Genomic DNA, 15,633 nt, shown 5'->3' on the forward strand with positions numbered 1-15,633 from the left:
CCTTATGAATTTCTCAGCAAAAATGCTTCGCGATAATGCCTTATCCGACAAAGTAATAGTAGTAACTGGTGGCGGAAGTGGCTTAGGCAAAGCCATGACCAAATATTTCCTTGAATTAGGCGCCAAAGTTGCCATTTCTTCCCGTGATTTAGAAAAACTAAAAACCACTGCGGCCGAATTAGAAAAAGAGACAGGCGGAACATGTCTGCCAATTCAGTGCGATGTGCGTCATTATGACCAAGTAGAAGCCATGCTTGCCGAAGTTTTGAAAACCTTTGGAAAAGTGGATGTATTGCTTAACAATGCCGCCGGAAACTTCATCTCTCCTACTGAAAGACTTTCTGCCAACGCTTTTGACACCATAATTGATATCGTTTTAAAAGGTTCCAAAAACTGTACACTGGCTTTTGGAAAACATTGGATTGCCGAAAAACAAACCAATTGCAATGTCTTGAATATCGTAACTACATACGCATGGACAGGTTCAGGTTATGTGGTACCAAGTGCTACTGCCAAAGCCGGTGTTCTAGCCATGACCAGAAGTTTAGCAGTTGAATGGGCAAAATACGGCATCCGAATGAACGCTATTGCTCCCGGACCATTTCCAACAAAAGGCGCTTGGGACAGATTGCTGCCTGGCGATTTAGCCGAAAAATTTGATATGGCAAAAAAAGTTCCTTTGAAACGTGTTGGCGATCATCAAGAGTTAGCCAATTTAGCAGCTTATTTAGTTTCCGATTTCTCTGCGTATATCAATGGTGAAGTAATCGTTATTGATGGTGGCGAATGGTTACAAGGCGCAGGACAATTCAATATCCTTGAAAAAATTCCGCAGGAAATGTGGGATATGCTTGAGGCGATGATTAAGAATAAAGGAAGTAAATAATAGTGGCCAGTCGCAGTCGCAGTTGGCAGAATTGAGAAGGCAGTAATTTTAAAAACTATAAAATGAAACAGATTTTACTATTACTATTCGTGTTTTTTATAAACACAATATCTATAAATGCTCAGGATATAAATTCAATCCCTATTGAATCTGTCGATTATCTTGGTGTTAAAAAGGAAGGTCTTGGGGAATGTTTCTTCTTATATTTTGAAAAATTTAATATCCCTTATGGTGTTATTCTAATAAAAAAAGAATTTCTTGTTGATTCAAAAGAGGTAAAGGTAATTATGACACAATTTCAAGATTCAGAACCTTTAGCAGTTACAGTCTCAATTAACGATAAAGATTTGGTAAGAACCGAAAGACTAATTGCTATACCGTATTTCATTATTCGCGCTCGATTAAAAAATACGAATGATATATAGTTCATCCAGCATTTATGACTGAGGTATACGTTTCCGAAATTATGCCCGGAATCACTGAAAAAGATGTTGATGAAGTAAAAAAAGTAATGGAAAAACAACTCGCTGAGTAAATCTTTTTTCTTTTCTCTTTCTTCTTTCCTCTATCTCAAAACTTTACAACATTGTTAACAAAATTCCGTTGGCAAAGCCATAAATAATTGTATTTTTACGGCTCTAAATTTTTAAAAAATACATGGGTAAAATCATTGCTATTGCCAATCAAAAAGGCGGTGTTGGAAAAACAACAACTTCTGTAAACCTTGCAGCATCACTGGGAGTTTTAGAAAAAAAAGTGCTTTTAATAGACGCTGACCCACAAGCCAATGCCAGTTCCGGTTTGGGCATTGATGTGGAAAATGTAGCTATTGGCACCTATCAAATTCTGGAACACAGCAATACACCTGTAGAAGCAATAATTCCCTGCAGTGCTCCGAATGTTTGGGTAATTCCTTCACATATTGATTTGGTTGCTATTGAAATCGAATTGGTTGACAAAGAAAACCGCGAGTACATGCTGAAACTGGCGTTGGAAAGTGTGAAAGACGATTATGATTATATATTAATTGATTGCGCGCCATCTTTGGGTTTGCTTACGTTAAATGCATTAACCGCTGCTGACAGTGTGGTTATCCCAATTCAATGTGAATATTTTGCTTTGGAAGGTTTAGGAAAATTATTAAACACAATAAAAAGCGTTCAAAAAATACACAACGCCAATTTAGATATTGAAGGACTTTTATTAACCATGTTCGACTCTCGTTTGCGATTGTCAAATCAAGTGGTTGAAGAAGTGCAAAAACATTTTAGTGATATGGTTTTCAAAACAATCATTCAACGAAATGTGAAATTAAGCGAAGCACCAAGTTTTGGTGAAAGTATTATTAACTTTGATGCTACTAGCAGAGGTGCTACAAATTACTTAAGTTTAGCCCAAGAAATTATCAAGAAAAACAGCAATTAAGCCATGGCAAAAGCTATAAAAAAACAAGCATTAGGAAGAGGTTTATCAGCCTTATTGAAAGATCCTGAGAATGATATTAAATCGATTGGTGATAAAAATGCCGACAAACTTGTGGGCAATATCATCGAGTTAGATATTGAGGCAATTGCCATAAATCCGTTTCAACCGAGAAGCAATTTCAACGAAGATTCTTTGCAGGAATTGGCATCTTCTATCAAAGAACTTGGATTAATACAACCTATTACCGTTCGAAAATTAGACTTCAATAAATACCAATTGATTTCAGGTGAACGTCGTTTGCGTGCCTGCAAAATGGTGGGCTTAACAACTGTTCCTGCTTACATCCGAATTGCCAATGATAATGAGTCTTTGTTAATGGCTTTGGTAGAAAATATACAACGTCACGATTTAGACCCAATAGAGATTGCACTTTCATATCAAAGATTAATTGATGAAATCCAATTGACTCAGGAACAAATGAGCGAACGCGTTGGGAAAAAACGTTCTACGATTGCTAACTATTTGCGCTTGTTAAAGTTAGACCCAATCATTCAAACCGGAATTCGTGATGGATTTATCAGTATGGGACACGGTCGTGCTATTATTAATATCGAAGATCAAGACGTTCAAACTGATATTTATCAAAAAATAGTAAGCCAAAATCTTTCGGTTCGGGAGACTGAAGCCTTGGTGAAAAATTATCAGGACAGTATTAAACCTGCAACAACTAAAGCCAAAAAATCTGCATCTTTTAAAGTTGAGGATGATCAGAAAAAAGCATTCGTAAATTTCTTTAGTTCCAAAATAGACGTTAAAATTGCCGGAAACGGTAAAGGAAAAATTACGATTCCGTTTCACTCTGAAGAAGATTTTAACCGCATTATCAAACTAATAAAAGGTTAGTGAATAAGCTATACTACATAGTTTTACTTTTATTTCTATTTAGAAATCAATCGGCTTTTTCTCAGGAAATTGGCGGAGCTTTAAAAGCAAAAGATACCGTGAAATTAAAAGAAATTGATCCCCTTCGACCAACAAAAGCGGCTTTTTATTCTGCTATTGTGCCGGGTTTAGGTCAAGCTTACAATAAAAAATATTGGAAAATTCCTATTGTGTATGGTGCCATCGGAACCAGCCTTTATTTTTATATCGATAACAATAAAAAATACCATAAAGTTCGTGATGCTTACAAACGTAGATTATTGGGTTTTGACAATGACGAATATCAATATCTTGACGATAATCGGTTAGTACAAGCCCAACGTTTTTACCAACGAAATAGAGATTTATCCTTGTTGATTTCTGTTGGTCTTTATGTTTTAAATATTGTGGATGCCAATGTAGATGCGCATTTGATACAATTTAACGTGAACGATAAATTGTCTTTTCAGCCCGAAATTTATCCAAATGAAATCAATTATAAACCCAATTTAGGTTTAACTTTTAATTACAAATTCTAAATGAAAATAGCATTACTAGGATATGGTAAAATGGGCAAAGTAATCGAAAGAATTGCTTTAGAAAGAGGTCATGAAATTGTCTTGAAAAAAGATGAATTCAATACTTTTGACGGTTTAGAAAAAGCTAATGTTGCTATTGATTTTAGTGCCCCAAATGTTGCTGTTGAAAATATCTCTACTGCAATTAACCATGGAATTCCCGTAATCTCTGGAACTACAGGTTGGCTTGAAAATTACCATCAAATAGAAAAACTTTGTAACGAAAAAAACGCCGCTTTTCTTTATGGTTCTAATTTTAGTTTGGGCGTGAATTTATTCTTTGAACTAAATGATTTTTTGGCTAAGATGATGGCTAAGTTTAAAGATTACAAAGTTTCAATGGAAGAAATTCATCATACTCAAAAACTCGACAAACCTAGTGGAACTGCCATTTCATTAGCTAACGCTGTCATCAATCGTACCGATAAAAACAATTGGGCTATCGAAAACCCAAAAGAAGATGATGTCTTTATCGATGTAAAACGAATCGATGATTTTCCCGGAACACACAGCGTTTTTTACAATTCTGACGTTGATTTTATCGAAATAAAACATGTAGCGCACAACCGCGAAGGTTTTGCACTTGGTGCCGTGATTGCTGCCGAATGGATTATTGGTAAAAAGGGTATTTTCTCGATGAAGGATGTTTTAGAATTAGATAATAGAAAATAGAATAAAGAAAAACTGTAACAAATCACCCAACTGTTAAACTTATAGGCTCTTAAACTTTTAAACTCAACATCATGTCTCTATTTCATTGGTTTATATTTTTCCTTTTAGTTCAAATCATTCATGGTTTAGGAACTTGGAAATTATACGAAAAAGCAGGAAGAAAATCTTGGGAAGCATTTATTCCTGTTTACAATTCCATCGTTTTGATGAAAATCATCAACAGACCAACTTGGTGGACATTCCTTCTATTCATCCCGATTATAAACTTGATTATGTTTCCTGTAGTTTGGGTAGAAACCTTAAGAAGTTTTGGCAAAAACTCAACTGCTGATACTTTGTTAGGTATTTTCACTTGTGGACTTTATATTTATTATATCAATTACACACAAGATGTTACATATATTGCCGATAGAAGTTTGGTAGCAACCACAAAAACTGGTGACACTATTAGTTCATTACTTTTTGCAGTGGTTGTGGCAACTTTGGTACATACGTATGTGATGCAACCTTACACTATTCCATCGTCATCTTTGGAAAAATCATTGCTGATTGGTGATTTTCTTTTTGTGAGTAAGTTTCACTATGGCGCCAGAACACCAATGACGACAGTTGCTGCTCCGATGGTTCATGATACAGTGCCATTTATCCACACAAAATCATATTTATACGATGATAACAATCCAGAATCATGGAAGAATAAATTGCAGCTTCCCTATTTTAGATTTCCCGGTTTTGAAAAAATTGAAAACTCTGATATTGTAGTTTTCAATTGGCCTAGAGATACATTATTTCATATGTACAAACCTGCTGACAGAAGATACAGCAAACCTGTTGACAAAAAAACAAACTATGTAAAACGTTGTGTTGGAATTGCAGGTGACAGTCTACAGATTAAAAATGGTGATGTATATATTAATGGGAAATTATTGATCCTGCCTGAAAGAGCTAGACCACAATTTTGTTATGATGTTCAGCTTAAGGATGGTGCTGACGAAACGTTTTTGCAACAAAATGATGTAAAAGAATACACTTACGTATTTAAAATGGAGCGAAAACTTTGGGATAATAATATAGTTAGACAATTTTTACATGATGAGAACATCAGAGTTACAGAAGTAAGTAAAGATTCCACAAATGCTTATTTTAATGCACCTGCAGTTACTGCTGATATTTACAAAAAATTAAATTTAGGAATAGGCTATTATCAGGCCAATTTAACAGCACAAAAAGCTGATTTGTTGAAGAGTGATCCAAATGTAGAATCTGTAAAAAGATTTATTAAAACTGGGGTTGAAGATGGAATTTATCCTGACATGCAGGACGGAAGACCTTCTACTACTAACAATTGGAATAGTGATAATTTTGGTCCGATATACATTCCAAAAGCAGGAGCTACAGTTAAGCTAGACGCAAAATCACTTCCATTTTATAAAATCATCATTTCCGAATATGAAAAGAATAAATTAAAAGTATCGGGTAATGATATTTATATTAATGATAAAATAGCTACTACTTATACCTTTAAACAAAATTACTTTTGGATGATGGGAGACAATAGAAATAATTCCTTAGATGCACGTTATTTTGGGTACACACCCGAAGATCACATCGTTGGAAAACCTGTTTTTATTTGGATGAGTTGGGACAGCAACGGAAAAGGACTTAACAAAATACGTTGGGAAAGATTATTCACGACCGTTGGTGGCGATGGACAGCCACAATCCTATTTCAAGTATTTTCTTGGTTTGTTAGCCTTGTATTTTGTAGGTGATTATTTTTGGAAAAAGAGAAAAGCGAGTAAGGTTTAATGTTTATAGTTTGTGGTTTATGGTTGAAAGTGTAAACCATAAACCACAAACTATAAACCACAAACTATAAACCATGAACAATATCATATTACTCCCAAGCTACTTCCCTTCTATCAGCCATTTTGCAGCGATTGCCAAAGCGGAAATGGTAACTTTCGAAATGGAAGATAATTTTCAAAAGCAAACCAATCGTAACCGAATGTATATATACAGTCCAAACGGGATTCAACTGTTAAATGTTCCAATCAAGAATACAAAAGAAGCGCACCAACGTACAAAGGATGTCAAACTGGAAACTGCTTTTGATTGGCAAAAACAGCATTTCAAATCACTGGAAGCTGCTTATAGAACTTCGCCTTTCTTTGAATATTTTGAAGATGATATACTGCCGATTTTTCAAAAGAAACATACCTTTTTAATGGATTTAAATTTGGAAACTATGTCGATTGTTTCTAAATGTCTCCGATTGGAATTTGATTACAATGAAACTACCGAATATTTCCATGAAGTAAATGACAAAACCGACTTCAGAAATCTAATCAACGGAAAAAAAGACACCACTATTTTTGATCCTTACACACAGGTTTTCAGAGAGAAACATGGTTATTTGAACAACCTTTCTATTTTGGATTTGCTTTTCAATGAAGGAAGATATGCGTTGGACTATTTGAAAAAGCAATCACTTTAATTACTCGATAAAACTCAATCTCGTCATCACAGGAAAGTGATCTGAGTTTTCAAAATTGGTATAAGTGGCAAAACTTTTCACTTTCATCTTTTTACTGGCAAAAATATAGTCAATTCGGGCAGGATAATATTTGAATTTATAAGTTTGTCCAAAACCATTTCCGGATTCTACAAAACAATCATTCAAATCAGATTTGATGCTTCGATAAACATACGAAAACGGGCTGTTATTCATATCACCACAAATAATCACAGGATATTTACACTCGCTTTTATGCTTTACTAAAATTTCAGCTTGCTGTTCTTGCTTCTTAAAAGCATCTCGAATTCTGCTAAAAACTTGCTGTGATTTACTTTTATTAATAGCATCAACATGCTCTGAAATCTCATTCACATCGGGAGAGATTTTGATAGATTGCAAATGAATGTTATACACTCTAATCGTGTCTTTTCCCCTTTTAATATCGGCATAAATTATATTGTTTCCCGCCGTTGGAATTTTGAAATCGCCTTGGTTAAAAATCGGAAATTTAGAGAAAATAGCTTGTCCAGTTTTGATTTGTTTGCCTTCCATAAAAATGGCTTTGTACTTGTAGACTCTTAAGTCAACTTTAGCATTTTCCGAGTATTCCTGAATACACAAAATATCAGGGTTTTGCTCATTGATAAAACTCAAAATAGTGTTGCCTACGTCATCTCTATCAATCCAATCAAACAAGTTAAACAAACGAACGTTATAACTCATCACTGTAAAATCTTTTTCGGTTGCCTCAATATCATTGGAAGAAAACTTGTAGAATTTATTGATAAAAGTGATTCCCAGTAATAACACCAAGCCGGAAAGTATAACCTGGCGTTTTAATTGTAACAGCCAATAAATAAAAAACAAGGCGTTTAAAATAAGAAATAGTGGTAAAATTAAAGTCAACACGGAAAGCAGCGGAAACATTTTGGGTGCCAAAAATGGTAAAACATAAGCAACAAAAGTCAATACAGTTACGACTATATTGAATGCAAATACTACTTTATTAAACCATGATAATTTTTTCAAAAAAAATCTAATTTAAAAATTGCTTCGCCAGTTCGCTGACGCTCGTGTCCAAATTCCAATTAAAAAACAAAGAACAATACACAAAAAAAAACTATTTCCCAGCCTTGAAAAGAAACTCTTTTTCTTCTGCGGTCAGACTATCATAACCTGATTGACTGATTTTATCCAAAATCTCATCAAGCTGTTGTTGTGTTTTATCTTTGACAACAATCCTACTCTCTCTTTTCAGAGTCGGCTTTTTGGGGTTTACGTGCACTTTTTTGAAAGGTGTTGATTGCTTTTTGCTGAATAAATTCAACACTGAGTCTACAATCTTACTCAAATCGGTTCCGTTTTGCAACAGTTTGATGTAAATATAACCAAAAAATGCTCCACTCAAATGCGCAATATGTCCACCAGTGTTATTCATTTGAATTTGCAATAAATCCAATAACAAAATCACTGCTGTTATATGCCAAAGTTTTACATTTCCGATTAATAGCAATCGGATATCCATTAATGGTTGATATGTTGTAGTGGCAACAAGCAAAGCCATTATAGCGGCAGAAGCACCAACCATATTTGAAGTTTGATGCAGAAAATAAAAACTCACCACAAAAGACAATCCAGCAAAAATGGCACTCAAAAGATATAAGCCAAGATATTGTTTTTGTGTAAAAAAGGTTAGAAACAATCGGCTGGAAAAATTCAATACCATCATATTGAAAAACAAATGCATAAATCCATAATGGAAAAAAGCATAAGTCAACACGGTCCATGGTCTGGTTATAACAGTTGCTGGTTCGGAAGAAATTGCAACCCAATTGGGGAAATCAAAAACACCCGACTTAAATTGGTAGAAAAATATAATCGACAACAGAAAAAAACCAACATTCCAATAAATCATCTTATTGGCAATACCACCTACTCTATACTGAAATTTCAAATCTTCTATTATACTCATAATTTTAACTGCAAAGTTTCAATTTCTGAAGACTAATTACTGCCATCTGAACACTTATTTTTAATTCCAGCGGTTTTTATTAAACTGATTTCGTTTCCAATACCACATCATTATAAAACCTGTTAATGCTCCGCCAATATGCGCAAAATGGGCAATTCCGGTTCCGCCAGCGCCAAAAAGAGAACTTCCTCTAAAGCCTAAAAATAAATCGACTGCAATTATTCCAGGTACAAAATATTTAGCTTTAATCGGAATTGGAATAAACATAATACCCAATTCTGCGGTTGGAAACATAAAAGCAAACGCCGTTAGTAATCCATAAATAGCTCCGGAAGCTCCGAGTGAAGTCGATTGAAAATTCTGAACTGCTGAAGCTAAAATATTAAATTGTTCTTGAGTGCATTTAGCATTATCCAAAATGGTTTTCACTTTACTCGCCAACATCTGTCCTTTCTCGTCAAATATACTTCCATAATCAGCACTTAAAAGAATATGAATATCACTTTTTGATAAATTCAAAGTCGAAAGCTGCTCTAAAGCATATTGAATTTGGAAATAATTTACGGCCGTATGCAACGCTGCTGCACCTAATCCGCAAGAAATGTAAAAGAAAATGAATTTTTTTGCTCCCCAAAAATGCTCCAACGCAGCACCAAAAGAAACCAAGGCAAACATATTGAAAACAATATGCATTAAATTGGGCATCGGCGCATGCATAAACATACTGGTCAAAGGTTGCCAAACTCTAAAATTTGGGCTTTCAGGATAATATAAGGATAACACAGGATAAGCTTTGGCTACAAATTGTGAACCTATAAAAAATATAATATTGATAATCAGTAACTGCTTAACAGTATCGGTCATTCGCATCATACGCTGAATTTTTTATCTAAATCTTCCACACTCATCGTGATGAATGTTGGTTTTTGAAATGGTGATACATTAGGCTCTCTACAAGCAAAAAGATTGTGTACCAAATTTTCTTGTTCTTTTTCGGTTAAATAGGTTCCGGTTTTTACAGCCAAACTTTTGGCCATCGATTTGGCAATGGTATCGTTTTGACTAAAGCTGCTATCCGGAATTCCATCCTGCAAGTCACTCAATAACTCTTCCAAAACGATAGAAATTTCACTTTCAGTCACATTGACAGGCAAACCGGAAATGACCACATTGTCTTCGTTAATTGTTTCAAAAACAAACCCAGTGTTTTCCAAAGAAGATTTTAATTCGGATATCAATTCGATTTCTGCTGACGAATAATACAACTGCAACGGAAACAACATTTGCTGGCTTGATGCCTGATGCACCGTCATGCTTGTTAAAAACTCTTCATACATAACACGTTCGTGCGCTCGCGTCTGATTGATAATAACCATTCCAGATTTGATTGGGCTGACGATATATTTTTTTTGAATTTGATACGTTCGCTTAACCTCATGCTCTATTTCATTTTCTTCAAATAAAGAAGAAGTTACGGCATCATTTTCAAAAGTCATTTCGGCAATCTCTTGTCCCGCTTGTTTTAAACCTACATACAGACTTTCCCAACTCGGTTGCGCTTCCGGTTTTTTATAATTGGAAGATGATGCAAAAGCTTTATTTGGTTTAGCTCCGCTCTGTTCGGCTATGCCTCGAGTGTCCTCCGAAAACGGATTGTATTGTCTGTCAACCTGAACCGTTGGATATTCGGCTTCTTTATTTTGGTATTGATAAGGCGTATCTAAATTTGGATCCCTGTCAAAATCTAAAATTGGTGCTACATTGAATTGCCCCAAACTGTGTTTAATTGACGAACGTAAAATAGCATACAAAGCATGTTCGTCATCAAACTTAATTTCGGTTTTTGTCGGATGAATATTGATATCAATCGTATGTGGAGGCACATCTAAGTATAAAAAATAACTTGGCTGTGCACCAGCTGAAAGCAAACCTTCATAAGCCGCCATAACAGCATGATGCAAATAGCCGCTTTTGATATATCGGTTGTTGACAAAAAAGAATTGCTCTCCTCTATTTTTCTTTGCGAATTCGGGTTTTCCTATAAAACCGTGAAGATTAACGATTTCTGTTTCTTCTTTTACCGGAACTAATTTTTCATTGGTTTTGCCCGAAAAAATATTGACAATGCGTTGTCTGAAATTCGATATTGGCAGGTTAAACATTTCACTGCCGTTGTGATACATCGTAAAATGAATATTCGGATGCGCCATTGCCACACGCTGAAATTCATCAACAATATAACGTTGCTCCACCGTATCCGATTTTAAGAAATTACGTCGCGCAGGAATATTAAAAAACAAATTCTTAACCGAAAACGAAGTGCCTTTTGGCAACACTGAAGGTTCTTGCGAAACAAACTTACTGCCTTCGATGATGATGTGCGTTCCTAATTCTTCTTGCTCCTGCTTTGTCTTCATTTCTACATGAGCAATTGCAGCAATCGAGGCTAATGCTTCGCCACGAAACCCTTTGGTATGCAAAGAAAATAAATCCTCCGCATGACGGATTTTTGAAGTAGCATGACGCTCAAAACACAAACGAGAATCGGTAATACTCATTCCAATTCCATTATCAATAACCTGAATCAGTGATTTTCCTGCGTCTTTAACTATCAGTTTTATGTCGGTTGCTTTAGCATCAACAGCATTTTCCAATAATTCTTTAACTACAGAAGCTGGTCTTTGCACTACTTCGCCGGCAGCAATTTGGTTGGCAACATGATCGGGAAGTAATTGAATTATGCTTGACATATTTAGTGTTCAGTGTTCAGTAATAAGTGTTCAGTTTTGGTTAGCCGAAGTTAGCAAATTTAATGAAAAACTATTGGGATTTAAACTTAATAATTAGCTAAAAATAAAAAACCTTTCATGGTTATGAAAGGTTACAAATAAACTTCTATATTACTGTTTTCTTAGTCAAACTTAGTAACCAAAAAATCTATTTTCCTGTTTAAGTCTTCAAAAAAGTTATTGGGAGCTTTGATGATGAACTCAAAACCAGTAGTATTATTTTCTTTTTCTGGTGGTGGTGCTATTGCGTTATTGCTTTGTATTTCTAATAATAAATACTCACTAGGAACTTCTAATGCCTCAGCTAATTTTGAGATGTATTCGTGCCTGATACTTTTGCCATGTTCCCAATTACCAATAGTGGTTTGAGTAACCCCAACGGCATAAGCCAATTCTTCTTGTGAAATTCTCTTTTTTTCTCTGAGCAATTTTAGTTTAGTTCCTGTGGTCATTGTGGTTTAGGTTTTATAAATTGTGGTAAAATAATGAATACAATACGATGTAGGGTGCAATATAAATAGACCAATTTAATAAAATGTATAATTTTAAAACCAATTAAAAATGAAAAAATTTGTTTTAGCCACTATGGCAATCGTATTGTTTGTGAGTAACATAAATGCACAAGAAAAATTATCAGCAGAAGACAATGAGCGTCTTCAAGAAATTGTAAAAAAAGTAACTACAATTGCCGAAGAAAAAGCAAGAATTGTTACTTTTGATTTGATTTTCAAAGAAAGCTTTGAACTTGCTAATTTTGTAGTTGATGAAGAGAGTGAGTTGGCAAAAAAATTATCTAGCTCATTAGATGAAGCAACATTCAATGCCTTGAAAGGGAATGTTAAATTAACTTATGCCAATGGTGATTTTGAGGTTTTTGCAACAGATGACATGAATAACATTGGCAATGCAATACTAGCACATGCAAAAGAAAGGTTGGTTAAAGGATTATATGTGCCTAGGAGTTTGGAGGGTAGTTTGTCTTATGGGCAATCATCATTTAAGGATTTATTTTTTAAATATAAGGAATCGTCTGAGCAATTTTATAAAGATTTGACTACTTTTGAAAATCGAATAGACTTAGAAAAAAACGGTACAGATTGTTTAAAAGACAATAATGTATTTGAAGATTGGATTAAAGAAAATTTGACCAAAACTAAATATGAAAATTCTGAAGATGCAATAAATGATTATAGAAGTTTAGTAAGTCAGCAAGAAAATTTAATCAAGGATAATTTAGATTTTTTTAAAGAAATTGAGAAAAATAAAGAAGAATTTTTAAGTTTACTTGATAAAGAAGGTATGTTTGTTTCGCCAGTTATACCTCCAAATTCAACTAACGGTTGTGTAAATAATTGTATAAATGATGCTGTTGACTGTGGCGATGCTGCCGACGAAAATTATGCAGCAGCAATTGGTAGTTATTCCGTTGGAGCGATTTGGAATCCAATAGTTGCTGGTGCAGGAGCTCTATATGCAACTTTTGTGCATCATAATGCTCAACGTGCTTGTGTTAGAACATTTAATGGTTGTATTGGTCGATGTTAATTTTTAATTTTAAATACATGAATAAGAAGAATTTTTTTAGGGATTACATTACTTTTTTACCTTTTGTTATAGTTCTTTTGCCAAGTTTAGGTGAAAATTATTACTATGCAAATAAAATTTGTTCCTTTGGAATTATTAATGTTGCAATAATTTTATTTGTAATCGGAGCTATAATTGATATTATTTTAAACAAGAAAGAATCAGATTTTATATCAAAAATTTCTTTTTTTAATGTTATTACTTTAAGTATGCTCCTTTTAGTTTTAATTTTACATTTCAATCATTTCCTCTAAAAATGATTTTTTGACTCTATTTATTTTAGATTAAAAAAAATAATCTTAATATTTTTTTGCCGTTTTTGCTACCGCACGAATCCGTGTAGTAACTAGATTAAAACAACTAATAAACCACTATATGCTAGTGGTTTATTTATAAAAATTCAATCAGAATGAAATTTAAAAAATTCCTAGCAATAGCATTCCTATTGCCCATGATTTCTTTTGCCCAATCTGACCTTCAAACCGCCATCAAAGGAGGAGAAATTCTCTTAACTGGTTTAAGCGTTTTTAAAACTACTAAAGGTAGTAAGTCGGATAGCAAGATAATCGAAAGTGTTTGTGTCAAAAACAAACTGGTTGACAAAATCACTTTCAGGATAGTGGGGAAAAACGAGGAAGGAGACGAGGTTAAAAAAGAACTCGTTATCCAAAAAGACGGTAAAGAATGCCTCTTTGTATTACCCAAAGGCATTTATACATACGAAGTAGTATTACCCAACAAAGACATTTACAAAAAAGGGGAATACAAATTCGATGAAGATGTAATCATTACCATAAAAGATGATTAAAACAAAAAGGGTGCTCCAATTGGAATACCTTTTTTTATTGCTATAAGGTTACATCGTTTTCTTTCTCAACTCAGCCATCTTAATCGCGGCAATTGCGGCTTCGGTTCCTTTATTTCCGTGAAGGCCACCACTTCTGTCAATAGATTGTTGCTCATTATTATCAGTCAACAAACAAAAAATAACAGGAACATCAGTTTGCACATTCAAATCCTTGATGCCTTGGGTTACGCCATCACAAACAAATTCGAAATGCATCGTTTCTCCTTTTATCACGCAGCCAATGGTAATTACTACATCAACTTCCTGCGTTACAATCATTCGCTGAGCGCCATAAACAAGTTCAAAACTTCCAGGAACATTCCAACGGATAATATTTTCGGGTTTGGCACCGCAATCTAACAAGGCTGCTTCCGCTCCATTATATAAACCGTTTGTGATATGATCGTTCCATTCTGAAACAACAATCCCAAATCGAAAGTCTTTCGCGTTTGGGATTGTGTTTTTATCGTAATTGGATAAGTTTTTGTTTGCCGTAGCCATCTTTTTTAGTTTTACTTCGTCAGTTCGCTCCGCTCGTGTCAGTCGCAGTCGCAGTATGCAGTTTCTGAAAACTGAGACTGGGACTGTGAACTTTTTATTGCGCTAAACCAATCAAAGCGTCAATACTTTGTGCTTCCGGAGCTGTATCGTAATTATCTTTGATATCTGTGAAATATTTTAAGGCATCTGCTTTATTTCCTAAAACCAACGCCGTTTTACCTGCTTTTAATAAATATCTTGGTCTTGTTAATTCATTTTTATTAGCATCAGCCGCTTTGACATAATACTCTAAAGCTTCTTTTTGCTTGTTTTGTTGTGCGTAAGCATCTCCAATTGCTCCAATTGCAATAGTGCTTAACATTACATCATCCGATTTGAATTTCTCTAAACTCGTAATCGCTTCAGCATATTTTTTTGTATTCAAATACGAAACTCCGGCATAATAATTCGCCAAATTTCCAGCATCAGTTCCTGAATATTCATCAGCAATTTTTACTACTCCAAATTTTCCTTCAGAACCTTTTAAAACTAAATTATATAAAGAGTCTGATTTTGTTCCGGTGGCATCAACAGCTTTTTGAAAGTTTTGTTGCGCAACAAATAATTCGTTTGCTGCTTCCTCTTGGCTTGGTTCAGCAATAAATTTTTGATATAATAAATACGAAACTGTAGCTAAAGCAACAACTGCAAGAAATCCTAAAATGTATTTTTGATTTTTGGCTACAAAATCTTCTGCTCTTGAAGCTGATTCATCTAAAGTATCAAATGCTTTTGCTGTTGCGCTGTCTTTAGCATCAACATTTACATCTTCAATGAAGTTATTATCTAATTTTTCTGCTTTTGGTTTTGGTTCTTTATATCCCCTTTTGTTAAAAGTTGCCATTTATTTTTATTTAGTGTGCGCAAAAATAAAAATTAATTCATATTTAAAGGCTATTTTT

18 protein-coding genes are annotated in these 15,633 nt (G+C 34.3%); 11 read left to right on the forward strand and 7 right to left on the reverse strand.

Features of this window, described 5'->3' with window-relative positions; translation table 11 throughout:
* Positions 1-4: 4 nt before the first annotated feature.
* From RMN97_RS08235 to RMN97_RS08270, 8 genes are all read left to right on the forward strand, one after another.
* Positions 5-886: an SDR family oxidoreductase gene (locus RMN97_RS08235; RefSeq protein ID WP_309614086.1), complete on the forward strand. Its 882-nt coding sequence runs from the start codon at positions 5-7 to the stop codon at positions 884-886.
* A 62-nt stretch (positions 887-948) separates the two neighbouring features.
* The gene (locus RMN97_RS08240) at positions 949-1,311 is read left to right on the forward strand and encodes a hypothetical protein (RefSeq protein ID WP_309614045.1); all 363 of its coding nucleotides are present in this window, start codon (positions 949-951) and stop codon (positions 1,309-1,311) included.
* Positions 1,312-1,543: 232 nt separating this feature from the next.
* Entirely contained in the window at positions 1,544-2,311 is a 768-nt protein-coding gene (locus tag RMN97_RS08245) for an AAA family ATPase (RefSeq protein WP_309614046.1), read from the forward strand.
* 3 nt (positions 2,312-2,314) lie between these two features.
* On the forward strand, positions 2,315-3,214 hold the full coding sequence (locus tag RMN97_RS08250) for a ParB/RepB/Spo0J family partition protein (protein WP_309614047.1): 900 nt from the start codon (positions 2,315-2,317) through the stop codon (positions 3,212-3,214).
* Positions 3,214-3,771, forward strand: a complete 558-nt coding sequence (locus RMN97_RS08255; protein ID WP_309614048.1) for a DUF5683 domain-containing protein — start codon at positions 3,214-3,216, stop codon at positions 3,769-3,771. The genes RMN97_RS08250 and RMN97_RS08255 overlap by 1 nt, the downstream gene beginning before the upstream one ends.
* Positions 3,772-4,482, forward strand: coding sequence for a 4-hydroxy-tetrahydrodipicolinate reductase (dapB, locus tag RMN97_RS08260; protein WP_309614049.1), 711 nt, complete (start codon positions 3,772-3,774; stop codon positions 4,480-4,482).
* A gap of 71 nt (positions 4,483-4,553) precedes the next feature.
* Positions 4,554-6,290: a signal peptidase I gene (gene lepB, locus RMN97_RS08265; protein ID WP_309614050.1), complete on the forward strand. Its 1,737-nt coding sequence runs from the start codon at positions 4,554-4,556 to the stop codon at positions 6,288-6,290.
* A 73-nt stretch (positions 6,291-6,363) separates the two neighbouring features.
* On the forward strand, positions 6,364-6,978 hold the full coding sequence (locus tag RMN97_RS08270; RefSeq protein ID WP_309614051.1) for a WbqC family protein: 615 nt from the start codon (positions 6,364-6,366) through the stop codon (positions 6,976-6,978).
* Here RMN97_RS08270 and RMN97_RS08275 read toward each other — a convergent pair whose 3' ends face one another.
* The 5 genes from RMN97_RS08275 to RMN97_RS08295 all read right to left on the reverse strand — a co-directional run bounded on the left by RMN97_RS08275 (position 6,979) and on the right by RMN97_RS08295 (position 12,212).
* Positions 6,979-8,028, reverse strand: coding sequence for an endonuclease/exonuclease/phosphatase family protein (locus RMN97_RS08275; protein ID WP_309614052.1), 1,050 nt, complete (start codon positions 8,026-8,028; stop codon positions 6,979-6,981).
* Positions 8,029-8,119: 91 nt separating this feature from the next.
* Positions 8,120-8,971: a rhomboid family intramembrane serine protease gene (locus tag RMN97_RS08280; RefSeq protein WP_309614053.1), complete on the reverse strand. Its 852-nt coding sequence runs from the start codon at positions 8,969-8,971 to the stop codon at positions 8,120-8,122.
* A gap of 60 nt (positions 8,972-9,031) precedes the next feature.
* Positions 9,032-9,844, reverse strand: a complete 813-nt coding sequence (locus RMN97_RS08285) for a rhomboid family intramembrane serine protease (RefSeq protein WP_309614054.1) — start codon at positions 9,842-9,844, stop codon at positions 9,032-9,034.
* Positions 9,841-11,721, reverse strand: a complete 1,881-nt coding sequence (gene mutL, locus RMN97_RS08290; protein WP_309614055.1) for a DNA mismatch repair endonuclease MutL — start codon at positions 11,719-11,721, stop codon at positions 9,841-9,843. The genes RMN97_RS08285 and mutL overlap by 4 nt, the downstream gene beginning before the upstream one ends.
* A 161-nt stretch (positions 11,722-11,882) precedes the next feature.
* Positions 11,883-12,212: a helix-turn-helix transcriptional regulator gene (locus tag RMN97_RS08295; RefSeq protein ID WP_309614056.1), complete on the reverse strand. Its 330-nt coding sequence runs from the start codon at positions 12,210-12,212 to the stop codon at positions 11,883-11,885.
* A gap of 109 nt (positions 12,213-12,321) precedes the next feature.
* Here RMN97_RS08295 and RMN97_RS08300 point away from each other — a divergent pair, with 109 nt between their 5' ends.
* The 3 genes from RMN97_RS08300 (at position 12,322) to RMN97_RS08310 (ending at position 14,152) form a co-directional block, all read left to right on the forward strand.
* Positions 12,322-13,305, forward strand: a complete 984-nt coding sequence (locus RMN97_RS08300; protein WP_309614057.1) for a hypothetical protein — start codon at positions 12,322-12,324, stop codon at positions 13,303-13,305.
* A gap of 17 nt (positions 13,306-13,322) precedes the next feature.
* The gene (locus tag RMN97_RS08305) at positions 13,323-13,598 is read left to right on the forward strand and encodes a hypothetical protein (protein ID WP_309614058.1); all 276 of its coding nucleotides are present in this window, start codon (positions 13,323-13,325) and stop codon (positions 13,596-13,598) included.
* Between the two features lie 155 nt (positions 13,599-13,753).
* Positions 13,754-14,152, forward strand: a complete 399-nt coding sequence (locus RMN97_RS08310) for a hypothetical protein (RefSeq protein ID WP_309614059.1) — start codon at positions 13,754-13,756, stop codon at positions 14,150-14,152.
* Positions 14,153-14,200: 48 nt separating this feature from the next.
* Here RMN97_RS08310 and ribH read toward each other — a convergent pair whose 3' ends face one another.
* Together ribH and RMN97_RS08320 are read right to left on the reverse strand one after the other, a co-directional pair.
* Positions 14,201-14,692 carry a 6,7-dimethyl-8-ribityllumazine synthase gene (gene ribH / locus RMN97_RS08315; protein ID WP_309614060.1) on the reverse strand — a complete coding sequence of 164 codons (492 nt, stop codon included), beginning with the start codon at positions 14,690-14,692 and terminating at the stop codon, positions 14,201-14,203.
* Positions 14,693-14,786: 94 nt separating this feature from the next.
* Positions 14,787-15,575, reverse strand: coding sequence for a tetratricopeptide repeat protein (locus tag RMN97_RS08320; RefSeq protein WP_309614061.1), 789 nt, complete (start codon positions 15,573-15,575; stop codon positions 14,787-14,789).
* Positions 15,576-15,633 lie beyond the last annotated feature (58 nt).

The organism is Flavobacterium sp. (assembly GCF_031381455.1).
Lineage (GTDB): Bacteria > Bacteroidota > Bacteroidia > Flavobacteriales > Flavobacteriaceae > Flavobacterium.